The 15,575-nt window shown below is 71.7% G+C and carries 13 protein-coding genes and 1 pseudogene; 12 read left to right on the top strand and 2 right to left on the bottom strand.

Annotation, left to right across the window (positions count from 1 at the left end; genetic code table 11):
- Complete coding sequence (locus KCI33_RS11100; protein ID WP_212524861.1) at positions 1-1,014, bottom strand: AbrB family transcriptional regulator; 1,014 nt, start codon at positions 1,012-1,014, stop codon at positions 1-3.
- A gap of 184 nt (positions 1,015-1,198) precedes the next feature.
- On the opposite strand from KCI33_RS11100, the gene KCI33_RS11095 reads away from it, so the two are divergent.
- The 4 genes from KCI33_RS11095 (at position 1,199) to selD (ending at position 7,572) form a co-directional block, all read left to right on the top strand.
- Positions 1,199-1,855: an ABC transporter ATP-binding protein gene (locus KCI33_RS11095; RefSeq protein ID WP_212524860.1), complete on the top strand. Its 657-nt coding sequence runs from the start codon at positions 1,199-1,201 to the stop codon at positions 1,853-1,855.
- A complete protein-coding gene (locus KCI33_RS11090) occupies positions 1,855-4,269 on the top strand; it encodes an FtsX-like permease family protein (RefSeq protein WP_212524859.1) in 2,415 nt (804 codons plus the stop codon). The genes KCI33_RS11095 and KCI33_RS11090 overlap by 1 nt, the downstream gene beginning before the upstream one ends.
- Positions 4,259-5,296, top strand: coding sequence for a lipocalin-like domain-containing protein (locus KCI33_RS11085; RefSeq protein ID WP_212524858.1), 1,038 nt, complete (start codon positions 4,259-4,261; stop codon positions 5,294-5,296). The genes KCI33_RS11090 and KCI33_RS11085 overlap by 11 nt, the downstream gene beginning before the upstream one ends.
- An 80-nt stretch (positions 5,297-5,376) precedes the next feature.
- On the top strand, positions 5,377-7,572 hold the full coding sequence (selD, locus tag KCI33_RS11080) for a selenide, water dikinase SelD (protein ID WP_212524857.1): 2,196 nt from the start codon (positions 5,377-5,379) through the stop codon (positions 7,570-7,572).
- On the opposite strand, the gene mnmH is transcribed toward selD, so the two are convergent.
- Positions 7,559-8,620 carry a tRNA 2-selenouridine(34) synthase MnmH gene (gene mnmH, locus KCI33_RS11075; RefSeq protein ID WP_212524856.1) on the bottom strand — a complete coding sequence of 354 codons (1,062 nt, stop codon included), beginning with the start codon at positions 8,618-8,620 and terminating at the stop codon, positions 7,559-7,561. The two genes, selD and mnmH, sit on opposite strands and share 14 nt — an antisense overlap.
- A 173-nt stretch (positions 8,621-8,793) precedes the next feature.
- Here mnmH and KCI33_RS11070 point away from each other — a divergent pair, with 173 nt between their 5' ends.
- The 8 genes and pseudogenes from KCI33_RS11070 to KCI33_RS17910 form a co-directional block, all read left to right on the top strand.
- Positions 8,794-10,176 carry a bifunctional enoyl-CoA hydratase/phosphate acetyltransferase gene (locus tag KCI33_RS11070; RefSeq protein WP_212524855.1) on the top strand — a complete coding sequence of 461 codons (1,383 nt, stop codon included), beginning with the start codon at positions 8,794-8,796 and terminating at the stop codon, positions 10,174-10,176.
- Positions 10,158-11,339, top strand: coding sequence for an acetate/propionate family kinase (locus KCI33_RS11065; RefSeq protein ID WP_249139031.1), 1,182 nt, complete (start codon positions 10,158-10,160; stop codon positions 11,337-11,339). The genes KCI33_RS11070 and KCI33_RS11065 overlap by 19 nt, the downstream gene beginning before the upstream one ends.
- A 202-nt stretch (positions 11,340-11,541) precedes the next feature.
- Entirely contained in the window at positions 11,542-12,330 is a 789-nt protein-coding gene (gene cobA, locus KCI33_RS11060) for a uroporphyrinogen-III C-methyltransferase (RefSeq protein WP_212524854.1), read from the top strand.
- Positions 12,327-12,635 carry a DUF2849 domain-containing protein gene (locus KCI33_RS11055; protein ID WP_212524853.1) on the top strand — a complete coding sequence of 103 codons (309 nt, stop codon included), beginning with the start codon at positions 12,327-12,329 and terminating at the stop codon, positions 12,633-12,635. The genes cobA and KCI33_RS11055 overlap by 4 nt, the downstream gene beginning before the upstream one ends.
- Positions 12,628-14,295, top strand: coding sequence for a nitrite/sulfite reductase (locus KCI33_RS11050; protein WP_212524852.1), 1,668 nt, complete (start codon positions 12,628-12,630; stop codon positions 14,293-14,295). Before KCI33_RS11055 ends, KCI33_RS11050 begins: the two co-directional genes overlap by 8 nt.
- On the top strand, positions 14,285-15,040 hold the full coding sequence (locus KCI33_RS11045) for a phosphoadenylyl-sulfate reductase (protein WP_212524990.1): 756 nt from the start codon (positions 14,285-14,287) through the stop codon (positions 15,038-15,040). The genes KCI33_RS11050 and KCI33_RS11045 overlap by 11 nt, the downstream gene beginning before the upstream one ends.
- Entirely contained in the window at positions 15,037-15,411 is a 375-nt protein-coding gene (locus tag KCI33_RS11040; protein ID WP_212524851.1) for a DUF934 domain-containing protein, read from the top strand. Before KCI33_RS11045 ends, KCI33_RS11040 begins: the two co-directional genes overlap by 4 nt.
- Positions 15,412-15,432: 21 nt before the next feature.
- Positions 15,433-15,575, top strand: a pseudogene (locus tag KCI33_RS17910) (ferredoxin--NADP reductase); the annotation flags it as partial.

The raw sequence follows: 15,575 nt of genomic DNA, 5'->3' as shown, positions 1-15,575 counted from the left end.
CTAGCGCCGCGCGCGCGCCACCACCACCGGCAGCACCACGGTCAGGAACAACAGGCGGAAGACGTGATGCGCGGCCACGAAGGCAGGGTTAGCGTCCAGCAGCACCGACATCGCCAACATCGTCTCCAGGCCGCCGGGCGCAAAGGCGATCAGCGCGGTAACCACCGGCAGGCCGAAGAGATGCGCCACCAGCGCCGCGCCGGCCAGCGACACCAGCGCGGCAAAGCCGGTCAGCAGCGACGCCGCCCCCAGCGCCTCGCCCACCATGCCCGGCGTGATCCCGCTGAACCGGGTGCCGATCAGCGTGCCCATCACCACGAAGCTGGGCACCGACAGCCATGACGTCACCGCCCCCTCGGTCAGCGACGCGGCATGGCCCACCGCCGACACCGCCATGCCCCCAAGCAGCAGCGCGGCCGGCACGCGCAGGCGTTGGAACACCAGCCCCGCCGCGGCCGACAGTGCCAGGACCAGCGCGAGATGGGGCAGGGGCATGACGCTGGACACCGGCGCCAGCGCGGGCAGGGGCCGGTCGGTCAGCAGCGGCGCGAGGAAGGGCACCGCCAGGGTCAGAGACAGCACCCGCAGGGTCTGGATCATCGTCACCCGGGGCAGGTCGGCCCGGGTCTCGGTCGTCAGGCTGAGGACAAAGCTCAGATGCCCCGGCGTGGCGGTCAGCAGGGCGCTCATCCGGTCCATGCCGAACAGCGCCCGCATCAGCCGCGCGCCACCCAGGAAGATGACCATCAGCGCCAGCGCCAGGATCACCAGGGTCAGCGGCCATTGCGCGGCGGTGGCCAGCGCCTCCGGCGTCACGCCCGCGCCCATGCCGGCGCCGATCAGCACGAAACACCCGTCGCGCAGCCGGTCGGGGATGGTGCCGCGCAGCCCGGCGAGTGCGGCGAGCGACGAAAACAGCGCCGGCCCCGTCAGGAACGGAGCGGGGACATGCAGCGCCAGCGCAGCGACGGCGCCGGCGGCGCCGACGCCGAGGATGCGCAAGGTGGGCCACATGGAGCCAGCCAAATCCCGCCTGCGACAATTTGTCAATGGCCCCCGCCCGTCAGCGTCTCCTGCCCCGCCCTCCTTCTTCTTGGAAAAAATACTCCCGGCGCTCCGCCTGCCGCCCACGCCACGCAAAGGGGGTGTGCCCGGCGCGCGGGCGGACTAGGTTCGGGTCAGGCACGGGGAGGCGCGCATGCTGCTCGAGGCACGGGATATCGAAAAAAGCTACGGCACCGGCGCCGGCGCGGTGCGGGTGCTTTCCGGCGTCAGCTTTCGCGCCGCCGCCGGAGAGAGCGTGGCGCTGACCGGCGAATCGGGCAGCGGCAAAAGCACCCTTCTGCACCTCTGCGCCGGGCTCGACCGGCCCGATGCCGGCGAGATCCGGATCGACGGGCAGGCGCTGGGCGCGCTCGACGACCGCGGCCGGGCGGCCCTGCGGCGCGACAGGATCGGGCTGGTGTTCCAGCAGTTCAACCTCATCCCCTCGCTGCCGGTGGCGGCCAACCTCTCCTTCCAGGCGCGGCTGGCCGGCCGGCAGGATGCGGCGTGGTGCGCGGCGCTGGCCGAACGGCTGGGGCTGGAGGGGCTGCTGCGCCGCTATCCCGAACAGCTTTCGGGCGGGCAGCAGCAGCGGGTGGCGATCGGCCGGGCGCTGGCGGCGCGGCCGCGTCTGATCCTGGCCGATGAGCCCACCGGCAACCTCGACGAGGCCACCGGCGACGCGGTGCTGGCGCTGATGCTGGAACTCGTGTCCGAGACCGGCGCGGGGCTGGTGATGGTCACCCATTCCGCGCGTCTGGCCGCGCGTCTCGACCGGCGGCTGCATCTGAGCGGCGGGAGGATCGCCTGATGCGCCGCGCCACGCTCAGCGCGATGCTGTCGCACTGGCTGCGCCACCCGCTGCAACTCGGCAGCCTGCTGCTGGGGCTGGCGCTGGCCACTGCGCTGTGGTCGGGGGTGCAGGCGATCAATGCCGAGGCGCGGGCCAGCTACGCGCGCGCCGCGCAGATGCTGGGCCAGGACCGCTTCGCGCAGCTCGTGCCGCGCGACGGGCAACGCTTCGATCAGTCGGTTTTCGTGGCGCTGCGCCGCGCGGGTTGGCAGGTCTCGCCGGTGCTGGAGGGCGCATTGCAGACCGATGGGCAGCAGCTGCGCGTGCTGGGCCTCGACCCGCTGAGCGCGCCCGCCGGGTCAGCGCCGCAGACGGTGACCGGGAGAGGCGACCTGCCGGGATTCCTCACCCCGCCCGGGCAGGGTTATGCCGCGCCGCAGACCGTCAGGGCGCTGGCGGGACAACCCGGCCTGCCGCGCCTGATCGCCTCCGATGATGTGCTGCCGGGGCTGCTGATCACAGACATCGGCATCGCCCAGGGCCTGCTGGAGGCGTCCGGCCAGGTCTCGCGCCTGATCCTGGCGCCCGAGCAGCCAAGGCGCCGCGCGCCGCTGGCGGCGATCGCCCCCGGCCTGACCCAGCGTCCGCCGCAGGCCCGGGCCGACATCGCCGCGCTGACCGACAGTTTCCACCTCAACCTCACCGCCTTCGGCCTGCTGTCCTTCGCCGTGGGGCTGTTCATCGTGCATGGCGCGATCGGCCTCGCCTTCGAGCAGCGCCGGCCGATGTTCCGCACCCTGCGCGCGCTGGGCGTGCCGCTGCGCAGCCTGATCGGGCTGCTGATGGCCGAGGTGCTGATACTCGCGCTGATCGCGGGGCTAGCCGGGGTCGCGCTGGGTTATGGCATCGCCGCGGCGCTGCTGCCCGACGTGGCGGCCACGCTGCGCGGGCTTTACGGGGCGGCGCTGCCCGGAACGCTCAGCCTCAGGCCCGCGTGGTGGGCCGGGGGGCTGGGTATCGCGGTGATCGGGGCCGGGGCGGCGGCGGGGCAGAGCCTGTGGCGCCTCGCGCATCTGCCGCCGCTGGCGCCGGCGCAGCCGAGGGCCTGGGCGCGGGCCTCGGCGCGGGGGCTGTGGCGGCAGGGGGCGGCGGCGCTGGGGCTGGGGCTGGCCGCGTTCGGGCTGGCGGTGTTCGGCTCCGGTCTGGTGGCCGGGTTCGCGCTGCTGGGCGCGCTGCTGCTGGCGGCGGCGCTGGCGCTGCCGGGGATTCTGGCGCTGGGGCTGGGCGTGGCTGAACGCGCCGCGAAGGGTGTGCTGGCGCAGTGGTTCTGGGCCGACACGCGCCAGCAATTGCCGGGGCTTTCGCTGGCGTTGATGGCGCTGTTGCTGGCGCTGGCGGCCAATATTGGCGTGGGCACGATGGTGTCGAGCTTCCGGCTGACCTTCCTCGGCTGGCTCGACCAGCGGCTGGTGGCCGAGCTTTACGTCACCGCCCGCGACGAGGAGGAGGCCGCGCGCCTGCGCCAATGGCTCGCCCCGCGGGTGGAGGCCGTCCTGCCGGTCTGGAGCATCGAGGCCCCGGTCGCCGGCGCGCCCGCGCAGATATACGGCGTGGCCGATCACGCCACCTATCGCGACCACTGGCCGCTGCTCGACGCGCTGCCGGGCGTCTGGGACCGGCTGGCCGCGGGCGAGGCTGTGCTGATCAACGAGCAGATGGCGCGGCGCGCGGGGCTGGGACCGGGCGATGCGCTGACCCTGCCCGGCGCAAACGGTGCGCTGATCGTCGCCGGGGTCTATTCCGACTACGGCAACCCGCACGGCGAGGCGTTGCTGGGGCAGGGCCTGTTCACGACGCTCTACCCGCAGGCGCCACGGCTGCGCCACGCCCTGCGCCTGCCGCCCGAAGAGGCGCCCGCGCTGGCCCGGGCGCTGGTGCGGGAGTTCGGCCTGCCCGCGGGCAATATCCGCGATCAGGCGGCGATCAAGGCGGTGTCGGTGCAGGTCTTCGACCGCACCTTCACCGTCACGGCGGCGCTGAACGTGCTGACGCTGGGTGTGGCGGGCCTTGCCATGCTGACAAGCCTGCTGACGCTGGCGGGGATGCGCCTGCCGCAACTGGCGCCGGTCTGGGCGCTGGGATTGACGCGGGCGCATCTGGCGCGGCTTGAGCTGCTGCGCGCGCTGATGCTGGCCGCGCTGACCATGGTTCTGGCGGTGCCGGTGGGGCTGCTGCTGGCCTGGGCGCTGCTGGCGGTGGTCAACGTGGCGGCCTTCGGCTGGCGGCTGCCGATGTTCACCTTCCCCGCCGATTGGCTGCGGCTGGGGGCGCTGGCGCTGCTGGCCGGCGGCCTCGCCGCGCTGTGGCCCGCGCTGCGGCTCGCGCGCATGGCGCCAGCCGATCTGTTGAAGGTCTTCGCCCATGAACGTTAAGGCGCTGATCCTGTGGCTGCTGCTGGCAGCCCCCCTCTGGGCGCAGGGCTTCGCCGGGCTGGGGGGCGGGGCCGAGGGCTTCGCCACGCCCTCGCCCGGCACGGTGCTGGAATTCCCCGCCGATCACGGCCCCCACCCCGATTTCCGCATCGAATGGTGGTATCTCACCGCCAATCTGCGCGGCGCGGACGGGCGCGACTACGGCGTGCAATGGACGCTGTTCCGCACGGCGCTGGCGCCGGGTGAGGCGGAGGGCTGGCAAAGCCCGCAACTGTGGATGGGTCACGCCGCGCTGACCACGCCGGAGCGGCATTTCGTGGCCGAACGGCTGGCGCGCGGCGGCGTGGGGCAGGCGGGGGCGCAGGCGGCTCCTTTCGAGGTCTGGGTCGACGAATGGCGGATGGCGGGGCCGGATGTGTCGGAGATCGCGCTGACCGCCAACGGGGCCGATTTCGGATATGACCTGAACCTTTCCGCTGATGGCCCGCTGATCCCGCAGGGCGCGGGCGGCTATTCGGTGAAATCGGCGGGCGGGCAGGCCAGCCATTACTATTCGCAGCCCTTCTACCGCGTGGCCGGCACGCTGCATCTGCCCGAGGGGTCGGTGTCGGTGAGCGGGCAGGGCTGGCTCGACCGCGAATGGTCCAGCCAGCCCTTGGAGGCCACGCAGGAGGGGTGGGACTGGATTTCGCTTCATCTCGACGAGGGGGCCAAGCTGATGGGGTTCCAGCTGCGCCAGAGCGATGGCACGACCTACACCTCGGGCACATGGATCGGCGCCGACGGCCGGGCCGAGCCCTTCGGCGACGGGGCGCTGCGGATGACGCCGGTGGAACGCGCTGCGGTGGCCGGGCGCGACCTGCCCGTGGGCTGGCGCGTGGAACTGCCCGGGCGCGGCCTGGACGTGACGCTGCGCGCGCTGAACCCCGAAAGCTGGATGGACACCCTCTTTCCCTATTGGGAGGGTCCCGTGCGGGTGGGCGGCTCGCATCCCGGGCGCGGCTACCTGGAAATGACGGGCTATTGAGCGCCGCGGCCCCGCGCCCCCTTTTCCAAGGGCCCCGGGGCGTTTAGGTGAAGGGCACCGTCACCAAGAGACATCGACCCATGCAAAGCCCCACCCCCCTGACCCGAGACCTCGTTCTGATCGGCGGCGGGCATGCCCATGCGCTGGTGGCGCGAATGTGGGGGATGAGGCCGGTGCCGGGGGTGCGGCTGACGCTGATCAACCCCGGCCCAACGGCGCCCTATTCGGGGATGCTGCCGGGAATGATCGCGGGGCATTACCAGCGCTCGGATCTGGAGATCGACCTGGTGAAGCTGGCCCGTTTCGCCGGTGCGCGGCTGGTGCTGGGGCGTGCCGTGGGCATCGACCGCGAGGCCCGGCTGGTGCAGATCGAGGGGCGCGCGCCGGTCTTCTACGACGTCGCTTCGATCGATGTCGGGATCACCACCGACCTGCCCGCGCTGCCGGGTTTTGCCGAACATGGCGTGCCGGCCAAGCCGCTGGATATCTACGCCGAACGCTGGGCGGCCTATGCCGCCGCCGCCGCCAAAGGCCGCGCCGCGCCGCGCGTCCTGGTAATCGGCGCGGGCGTGGCGGGGGTTGAGCTGGCGCTGGCCTCGGCCCACCGGCTGAAATCGGCGGGCGTGGCGGCCGAGGTCACGCTGCTGGAGGCCGCCGACACGCCCCTGCGCGACATCGGTGCGGGCGCGCGGCGGGCGCTGCTGGCGCAGCTCGACCGGCATGGCGTCGCCCTGCGGACCGGCGTGCGCGTGGCGCGCGTGACCGCCGGGGGCGTGGTGCTGGAGGGCGGCGGGGCGCTGCCGGGCGGGATCGTGCTGGGCGTGGCGGGCGCGCGGCCGCATGACTGGCTGGCCGGGACCGGGCTGCAACTGACCGACGGCTTCATCGACGTGGGCCCCGACCTGCGCAGCCTCACCGATCCGCTGATCTATGCCGTGGGCGATTGCGCGCATCTTACCCACGCGCCGCGGCCCAAGGCGGGCGTCTTTGCGGTGCGCGAGGCGCCGATCCTCGCCCATAACCTGCGCGCCGATCTGGCCGGCGGGCGGCGGCGCGGCTACCGGCCGCAACGCGATTACCTCAAGCTGATCTCCACCGGCGGCAAGCATGCCGTGGCCGACAAGCTGGGCCTGCGGCTGGAGGGCGACTGGATGTGGCGCTGGAAGAACCACATCGACCGCAAGTTCATGCGGATGTTCCACGAGCTGCCCGAGATGGAGAGCGCCCAGCCGATCCCGGCGGGCGCGGCCATCGGGGTGGCCGAGGCGCTGGCCGACCGGCAGATGCCCTGCGGCGGCTGCGCGGCCAAGCCGGGGCCGGAGGTGCTGCGCGCGGGGCTGGCGGGGCTTGCCGCGCCGGCGCGGGACGACGTGCTGCGGGGCGCGGGGGACGACGCGGCGGTGCTGCGTCACGGGGCGGGGTGCCAGGTGCTGACCTCGGATCATTTCCGCGCCTTCACCGAGGATCACTACATGCTGGCGCGCATCGCGGCGGTGCATGCGATGGGCGACATCTGGGCGATGGGGGCCACGCCGCAGGCGGCGCTGGCCACGCTGATCCTGCCCAAGATGCGCGACCGGATGCAGGCCCATACCCTGCGCGAGATCATGGCGGCCGCGACCGAGACCTTTCGCGCCGCGGGCGCCGACCTCGTGGGCGGGCACACCAGCGTTGGGCCGGAGCTGACGCTTGGCTTCTCTGTCACCGGCCTGCATCCCGGCACGCCGCTGGGGCTGGAGGGGGCGCGGCCCGGCGACGCGCTGATCCTGACCAAGCCGATCGGCAGCGGCACCATCTTCGCGGCCGAGATGCAGGGCCGCGCCGAAGGCGCCGACGTGGCTGCCGCGCTCGACCTGATGGCCACGCCGCAGGGGGGCGCGGCGGCGGTGCTGGCGCCCGCGGCCCATGCGATGACCGATGTCACCGGCTATGGGCTGGCCGGGCATCTGCTGACGATCCTGCGCGCCTCGGGCGTGGGGGCGGAGCTGTCCCTTGAGGACGTGCCGCTGATGCAGGGCGCACTGGCGCTTGCCGAAAGCGGCGTCCGCTCGACCCTCTTTCCCAAGAATGCGGCGCTCCTGTCCGAGATGCCGGGGGCGGATGCGGGGGAGGCGCGGGTCGCGCTGCTGCTCGACCCGCAGACGGCCGGCGGGCTGCTGGCGGCGGTGCCGGGGGCGCGGGCTGGCGAGGTGCTGACGGCGCTGCGCGCCGAGGGCTGCCCGGCCACGCGGATCGGCACGATCACCGACGGCCCGGCGATGATCACCCTGCGCTGAGCGCGCGCACGGCCTCGGCCAGCCGCGGCGCGGCCTCGGCCAATGCCTCGGGCGACAGGCTGTCCAGCGCCACCGTCCGGCTGGGGCAGTCGGCGAAGCGGGCGTGCTGCTTGCCATAGCGCGGGTCGTAGTGATGCTCCATCAGCCCGGCGGCCAGTTCGGCGAATGCGCCTGCGGCGGCCAGGTCCAGCCAATGCTCGATCCGGTCCGCCGGGTGCAGCCGCGACAGCGCCCGCAGCGTCGCCTCCAGCCGCGCGGCGTCGGCGGTCACATCGGCGTAGCGCCGCGCGAGGTAGTCGGCGCGCGCGCCCAGCGGCGCCTCGACCACCACGCGCGGGGCGTCCTTCATCGCCTGCCACAACTTGGGCGGCAGGTTGACCTCGCCGATCTTGCTGGATTCGCCCTCGACCACCATGACCTCGCCGGGTCTGAGCGCCTCGCGCGCCATGGCCAGCCGCGTCTCGAACATCTTCTGCGCCGGCTGCCCGCCCGCCATCGCCCCGAACAGCGAGCCGCGGTGGTTCGCCAGCCCCTCCAGATCCATCACCTGCAGCCCCTGTTCGGCCAGCAGCGGCAGGAGGTCGGTCTTGGCGGTGCCGGTATTGCCCTCCAGCACCACCACGGGGCAGGGCCAGGGCGCCTCGTAAAGCGCGGCCTGCACCAGCCGGCGGAAGCTGCGGTAGCCGCCCTCGATGGTTTCGGCCTGCCAGCCGATCTGGCGCAGGATCGTGGCGAAGGAGCCCGAGCGCTGTCCGCCGCGCCAGCAGTAGACCAGCGGGCGGTAGCCGCGGGGCCGGTCCATCAGGTCCTCTTCGATATGACGCGCGGCGTTGCGCGCCACCAGCGCGGCGCCGATCTTGCGCGCCTCGAAGGGGCTGACCTGGGTGTACATCGTGCCCACGCGGGCGCGCTCATCGTCGTCGAGGACGGGCAGGTTGATCGCACCGGGGATGTGATCCTCGGCGTATTCGGCGGGCGAGCGGACGTCGATCACCTCGTCGAAGGGCAGATCGCTGAGCGCGGAGAGGGAGGTCAGGGTCACGGGCATGGGGTGTTATTAGGCCCTCGGCGGGCAAAGGCAAAGGGGGTGTGTCGGGGAGGCGCGCTTTCCCCTTTCCATTCGTCGCGAAAGGGTTACGCTCGGGCCCGATCTTTGCGCCGGTGCCGGGCAGGGCGCGCATGACCCGGCCCGCGCCGCCCAGACCGCCAGGGAGGCCCGCCATGCCGTTTCACACCAACACGCTCTGGTCCGAACTGGAGATCGGCATGGAGGCGGAGATCCGGCATGTCTGCAGCGGCGACGATTTCTACGTCTTCGCCAATGCCTCGGGCAACATGAACCCGCTGCACTTGCCGCGCGAGGATGGTGACGCCAACGGCACGCCTGAGGCGGTGGCACCCGCGATGTGGCTGGGGGCGCTGATCTCGGCCGTGCTGGGCAATTTCCTGCCCGGGCCGGGGACGCTCTACAAAAGCCAGGCGCTGGCCTTTCTGGAGCGTGTGCATGCCGGCGACGAGATCGTGGCGCGCGTTCGCCTGACCGACAAGGGCGAGGGCAACACGGCGACCTTCGATACCTGGGTCGAGGACGCGGCGGGCAAACGCGTGGCGGTGGGCGAGGCGGTGGTGATCGCGCCCGAGCGGCGGGTCAGGATCGACCTGCGCGACGTGCCGGGGCTGACCGTGAACACGCATCAGCATTTCGACGCGCTGTTGCTGCGCGCCGCGCCGCTGGAGCCGATGCCCACGGCGGTGATCGCGCCCGAGGATGCGGCCTCGCTCGGGGGGGCGATGCTGGCCTATCGGCAGCGGCTGCTGGCCCCGATCCTGATCGGGGACAGGGGCCGGATCGCGGCGGCTGCGCAGGAGATCGACGCCGACCTGACGGGGATCGAGGTCATCGACATCCCCAACCATTCCCAGGCCGCCGCGCGCGCGGTGCAGCTGGTCCACGAGGGGCGCGCCAAGGCGCTGATGAAGGGTAGCCTGCACACCGACGACCTGCTGCACCACGTCGTCAAGCGTGACGGCGGGCTGCGCACGCACCGGCGGCTCAGCCACGTCTTCGTGATGGACGTGCCCGGGCTCGACCACCTCCTGATGGTGACCGACGCTGCGATCAACATCGCGCCGACGCTGGAGCAGAAGGTCGATATCGTGCAGAACGCCATCAACCTGGCCCACGCGCTGGACATCCCTGAGCCCAAGGTCGGGATCCTCTCGGCGGTGGAGACGGTGAACCCCAAGATCCCCTCGACCATCGACGCAGCGGTGCTGTCCAAGATGGCCGAGCGCGGGCAGATCCAAGGTGGGCTTGTCGATGGCCCGCTGGCCATGGACAACGCCATCGATCTGAAGGCGGCCAAGACAAAGGGCATCTCCTCGGCGGTGGCGGGGCAGGCGCAAATCCTGGTGGTGCCGAACCTCGAATCCGGCAACATGCTGGCCAAGGAGCTGACCTTCCTCGCCCATGCCCAGGCCGCGGGCATTGTGGTGGGCGCGCAATGCCCGATCATCCTGACCAGCCGGGCCGACGACGAGCGCTCGCGCCTGGCCTCCTGCGCGGTGGCGGTGATGGCGGCAGAATGGGCGCGCGGCAGATGAGCGGCGCGGCGATCCTGACGATCAACGCCGGATCCTCATCGGTCAAGTTCTCGGTCTACGAGGCGGGCGAGGAGCCGGTTGAGTTGGGCCGCGGCGAGGTCGAGAACCTGAACGCCGAGGCGCATCTGCGAGTGGCGCCGGCCGGCGGCGTGCCCGGCGACGAACCGATCGGCAGGGCCGACCATGCCGGGGCGCTGCGCGCGATCCTCGACCATCTGGCCCCGATGCTGGACGGGCGGCGTGTGGCGGGCGTCGGCCACCGCATCGTGCATGGCGGCGCGCATCACGCCGCGCCGCAGCTGCTGGACGACACCTCGATCGGGGAACTGCATGCGCTGGAGCCGCTGGCGCCGCTGCATCAGCCCTACAACCTGGCCGCCGTGAACGCCGCCCGCGCAGCCTTTCCCGATGCGTTGCAGGTGGGCTGTTTCGACACCGGCTTTCACCGCGGCCACGCCTGGGTGAACGAGACCTTCGGCCTGCCGCGCGCCTATTACGACCGGGGCGTGCGCCGCTACGGGTTTCATGGCCTGTCCTACGAGTTCATCGCGGGCGAGATCGTGCGACGCCACCCCGAACTGGCCGGGGCCCGCGTGATCGTGGCGCATCTGGGAAACGGCGCGTCGATGTGCGCGATGCATGCGGGGCGCAGCGTGAACACGACGATGGGGTTCTCGGCGCTCGACGGGCTGCCGATGGGCACGCGCACCGGGCAGATCGACCCCGGGGTGCTGCTCTACCTGATGGAATTCGAAAAGATGGACGCGGCGGCGCTGACCCGGCTTCTCTACAAGGAAAGCGGGCTGAAGGGGCTGTCGGGGATCAGCAACGACATGCGGACGCTGGAGGCCTCGGATGCGCCCGAGGCGGCGCAGGCGATCGACTATTTCACCGCCCGCATCCGGCACGAGATCGGCGCGCTGACCGCCGATCTGGGTGGGCTGGACGCGCTGGTCTTCACCGGCGGCATTGGTGAGCATTCGGCGCTGGTGCGCGAACGCGTCTGCGGCGGCATGGGTTGGCTCGGCCTGTCGGTCGATGCAGGGGCCAATGCGGAAAACGCCCCCGAGATCGGCACCGGCCGCATGCGGGTTCTGGTGATTCCCACCGACGAGGAGCGGGTGATCGCCCGCGCGGTGGCCCGGTTCCTGCCCGGTGGCTGAGCTTTCCCCGCTCAGGGCGCGGCGAAAGCTGTTTCGCCCGCGCGGCGGCGGCGGCGAAAGAGGATCGGTCCAGGGGCGGTTTGGTGGGAACATTTTCCGATCAGACTGGCAGAACGCCTGAAAATGTCCTTGTTTGTTTCGGCATATGGTCAAAACGGGGGAAAATTTCCTATGTCATGATGCAGTAAACGGAGCCTGCATCATGACCTTCATCCCCTCTGACAGCCGTTTGAACGGCGGCGACGCCGATCGTGGCCGGGTCGATCTGGCCGGCGCCGGCCCGGGCGATCCCGACCTGCTGACGTTGAAGGCGCACCGCGCGCTGGGCCGCGCCGACGTGGTGATCCACGACCGGCTGATCAGCGCCGAGATCCTGGCGCTGGCGCGCCCCGGCGCGCAGGTCATCGAGGCGGGCAAGACCGGCTTCGGCCCCGCCATGCCGCAGGAGGAGATCAACGCGCTGATGGTCGCCCATGCCCGGGCGGGCGCCTATGTGCTGCGCCTGAAATCGGGCGATCCGGGCGTGTTCGGCCGGCTGGACGAGGAGTTGGAGGCGCTGGAGGCGGCGGGCATCCCCTGGCGGGTGATCCCCGGCATCACCGCGGCCTCGGCCGCCGCCGCCCAGATCGGCCAGCCGCTGACCCGGCGCGGGCGCAATTCGGACCTGCGGCTGCTGACCGGCCATGACGTGCAGGGATTCGCCGAGCAGGACTGGCGCGCGCTGGCCCGCCCCGGCGCGGTGGCCGCCATCTACATGGGCAAGCGCAGCGCGCGCTTCACGCAGGGCCGCCTGCTGATGCACGGCGCCGACCCCGCGACACCCGTGACCATCGTCGAGAACGCCTCGCGCCCCGAAAGCGTGACCCGCGCCACGACCCTTTCGCTGCTGCCGCAGGCGGTGGCGGATGCCACGGGTCCCGCGGTGATCCTCTTCGGCCTCGCACCGCGCGCGGCCGCCGCCCTGCCTGTCATCAAGGAGGCCGTCCAATGAGCCGTCCCTTCACCCCCAAGGTTCTGACCGCCAACGACCTGCTGCGCGGCGACGTGGTCTGGCTGACCGAGGCCGGCGACTGGACCCGCGACATGGCCCGCGCCGAGCTGATCGAGGACGAGGCCCACGCCCAGATCCGCCTGATCGAGGCCGAGGCCCAGAACGACCGGGTGGTCGGCGCCTATCTGGCCGAGGCCCGCGCCGGCGCGCGCGGCCCGGAACCGGTGCATTTCCGCGAGGCGTTCCGCAGCCGCGGCCCCTCCAACTACTTCCACGGCAAACAGGCGGAGAGCGATCATGTATGACTACACGGATTTCGACGATGCCTTTCTGCGCGCCCGCGTGGCGCAGTTCCGCGCCCAGGTGGAGCGCCGCATCAGCGGCGCGCTGACCGAAGAGGAATTCCGCCCGCTGCGCCTGATGAACGGACTTTACCTGCAGCTGCATGCCTACATGCTGCGGGTGGCGATCCCCTATGGTTCTCTCGACGGCGCCAAGATGCGCCAGCTCGCCGATATCGCCGAGCGCTGGGACAAGGGCTATGGCCATTTCACCACGCGGCAGAACATTCAGTTCAACTGGCCCGAACTGCGCGATGTGCCCGACATGCTGGCGGCGCTGGCCGATGTCAGCATGCACGCGATCCAGACCTCGGGGAACACCATCCGCAACGTGACCGCCGACCATTTCGCCGGCGCCGCGGCCGATGAGATCGAGGACCCGCGCCCCTACGCCGAACTGATCCGGCAATGGTCCACCGACCACCCCGAATTCCAGTTCCTGCCGCGCAAGTTCAAGATCGCCATCACCGGCAGCCCGAACGACCGCGCCGTGACCCGCGCCCACGATATCGGGCTGCGGATGGTGCGAAAGGATGGCGCGACCGGGTTCGAGGTGATCGTGGGCGGCGGTCTCGGCCGCACCCCGCTGATCGGGCCGGTGCTGCGCGACTTCTTGCCGGTGGCCGACCTGCTGCCTTATCTCGAGGCGATCGTGGCCACCTACAACCTGCTGGGCCGCCGCGACAACAAGTACAAGGCGCGGATCAAGATCACCGTGCAGGAGAACGGGATAGACACCGTGCGCGCGCTGGTGGAGCAGGACTTCGCGGCCCGCCGCGCGGCCTTCTCCGGCGCCGATCAGGTCCTGCTGGCCGAGATCCGCGCCCGCTTCCGCCGGCCCGAATTCGTCACCGCCCCGACCGATGCGTTCGAGGCCGCCTATCAGGCCGACCCGGTCTTCCGCTCCTGGGCCGACACCAACCTCGCGGCGCATGCCGCGCCGGGCTACGCCATCGCGACCGTCTCGCTCAAGGCGCACGGGGCGACGCCGGGTGACGCCACGGCACGGCAGATGCGCGTGCTTGCCGATCTGGCCGAGGCGTTCGGCCATGACGAACTGCGCGTCAGCCATGAGCAGAACATCGTGCTGCCCCATGTGCACAAATCGCACCTGCCGGCGCTGCACGCGCGGCTGCGCGAGGCGGGGCTGGCCACGGCCAATATCGGGCTGATCTCGGACATCATCGCCTGCCCGGGGATGGATTACTGCGCGCTGGCCACGGCGCGTTCCATCCCCATCGCGCAGCAGATCGCCACGCGGTTCGAGGAGTTGAAGCTGGAGCACGAGATCGGCCCGCTGAAGCTGAAGATCTCGGGCTGCATCAATGCCTGCGGCCATCACCATGTCGGCCATATCGGCATCCTCGGGCTCGACCGGGCCGGGGTGGAGAATTACCAGATCACGCTGGGCGGAGACGCGACCGAGACCGCCGAGATCGGCACCCGCACCGGCCCCGGCTTCCCGGCCGACGAGATCGTGCCGGCCGTCGAGCGGCTGATCCTGGCCTATCTGTCCTCGCGCGAGGGGCCGGAGGAAAGTTTCCTCATGGCCTACCGCCGGCTTGGGATGGCCCCCTTCAAGGAGGCGCTCTATGGCGAGGGACGACAACGCGATGCCGCTTGAAGCCCCCCTTGCCCCGGTGGCCGAGCGGGTCGCGCATCTGAACGCCCGCTACCGCCACCACGCCGCCCGCGCGGTGCTGGAGCGCGCGCTGCGGGACCCGGCCGTCGGGCGCATCGCGCTGGTGTCGTCCTTCGGGGCGGAATCGGTGGTGCTGCTGCACCTGGTCTCGGTCATAGATCGCAGCACTCCGGTGCTGTTCGTCGACACCCAGCTGCTGTTCCCCGAGACCCTGGCTTACCAGGCCGAGGTCGCGGCGCGGCTGGGCCTGAGCGACGTGCGCACGATCCGCGCCCGCCCCGAGGCCGTGGCCGCCCACGACCCCGACGGTCTGCTGCACCGGTCGGACACCGACGCCTGCTGCGATCTGCGCAAGGTCGTGCCGCTTGAGCGCGCGCTGTCCGGCTTCGACGCCTGGATCACCGGGCGCAAGCGGTTCCAGGGCGGCCAGCGCGCGGCGCTCGATTTCTTCGAGGCCGAGGGCGACCGGCGCATCAAGGTCAACCCGTTGGCCCATTGGGCGCCTGACGATGTGCAGGATTACATGGTTAACAACCGCCTGCCGCGGCATCCGCTGGTCAGCCGCGGCTACCCCTCGATCGGCTGCGCGCCCTGCACCACGCGCGTCGCGCCGGGCGAGGATCCGCGCGCCGGGCGCTGGCGCGACCGCAACAAGGACGAATGCGGCATCCATTTCATCAACGGCCGGGTGGTGCGCGGCCCGGCTGCACAGGGAGACGCGACATGAGCGTGATCGTGACCGACAAGGGCTTCGCCCCCGACGGCTGGAACGGCCCGCTGTTCGAGCTTTCCGCCGAGGCCGGCCCCCAGGATCTGGAGGCCGCGGCGGAGGCGCCGATGATCCGCATCCATTTCGCGGGGTTCGGCGACGGGCGCGGCTTTACGCTGGCGCGGCGCCTGCGGATGCTGGGCTACGGCGGGCGGCTGCGCGCCGCCGGGCCGCTGCTGGCCGACCAATACGCCATGGCCCGGCGCGCGGGTTTCGACGAGGTTGAGATCCCCGACGCGATCGCCGCCCGACAGCCCTGGGACCAGTGGCAGGCCCGCGCGGACTGGCGGGCGCATGACTACCAGGCGCGCCTGCGCGGCACGGCCTGAGACACAAGCAGGAGAGACAGCATGACCACCCCCCGCCCCGTGATCGCCGCGGCCGCCCGGCCCGTCCTCCCCGACGCCCAGACGGTGACGGAGGTGCAGCATTACACCGACCGGCTGTTCCGCTTCCGCGTGACGCGGCCGCAATCCTTGCGCTTCCGCTCGGG

Origin of the sequence: Actibacterium sp. MT2.3-13A, assembly GCF_018139985.1 — a bacterium.
In the GTDB taxonomy this organism is placed as follows: Bacteria; Pseudomonadota; Alphaproteobacteria; order Rhodobacterales; family Rhodobacteraceae; genus JAGSOU01.
Note: the sequence above shows the minus strand (reverse complement) of the source record. Positions and strands in the feature narration are given on the sequence as shown.

What these genes read in the sequence shown, in the direction of transcription:
- KCI33_RS11045 (WP_212524990.1), top strand. Translation starts at nt 14,285, where the DNA reads ATGCCGCTTGAAGCCCCCCTTGCCCCGGTGGCCGAGCGGGTCGCGCAT.
- selD (WP_212524857.1), top strand. Translation starts at nt 5,377, where the DNA reads ATGCAAAGCCCCACCCCCCTGACCCGAGACCTCGTTCTGATCGGCGGC.
- KCI33_RS11050 (WP_212524852.1), top strand. Translation starts at nt 12,628, where the DNA reads ATGTATGACTACACGGATTTCGACGATGCCTTTCTGCGCGCCCGCGTG.
- KCI33_RS11070 (WP_212524855.1), top strand. Translation starts at nt 8,794, where the DNA reads ATGCCGTTTCACACCAACACGCTCTGGTCCGAACTGGAGATCGGCATG.
- mnmH (WP_212524856.1), bottom strand. Translation starts at nt 8,620, where the DNA reads ATGCCCGTGACCCTGACCTCCCTCTCCGCGCTCAGCGATCTGCCCTTC.
- KCI33_RS11085 (WP_212524858.1), top strand. Translation starts at nt 4,259, where the DNA reads ATGAACGTTAAGGCGCTGATCCTGTGGCTGCTGCTGGCAGCCCCCCTC.
- KCI33_RS11055 (WP_212524853.1), top strand. Translation starts at nt 12,327, where the DNA reads ATGAGCCGTCCCTTCACCCCCAAGGTTCTGACCGCCAACGACCTGCTG.
- cobA (WP_212524854.1), top strand. Translation starts at nt 11,542, where the DNA reads ATGACCTTCATCCCCTCTGACAGCCGTTTGAACGGCGGCGACGCCGAT.
- KCI33_RS11095 (WP_212524860.1), top strand. Translation starts at nt 1,199, where the DNA reads ATGCTGCTCGAGGCACGGGATATCGAAAAAAGCTACGGCACCGGCGCC.
- KCI33_RS11100 (WP_212524861.1), bottom strand. Translation starts at nt 1,014, where the DNA reads ATGTGGCCCACCTTGCGCATCCTCGGCGTCGGCGCCGCCGGCGCCGTC.
- KCI33_RS11040 (WP_212524851.1), top strand. Translation starts at nt 15,037, where the DNA reads ATGAGCGTGATCGTGACCGACAAGGGCTTCGCCCCCGACGGCTGGAAC.
- KCI33_RS11090 (WP_212524859.1), top strand. Translation starts at nt 1,855, where the DNA reads ATGCGCCGCGCCACGCTCAGCGCGATGCTGTCGCACTGGCTGCGCCAC.
- KCI33_RS11065 (WP_249139031.1), top strand. Translation starts at nt 10,158, where the DNA reads ATGGGCGCGCGGCAGATGAGCGGCGCGGCGATCCTGACGATCAACGCC.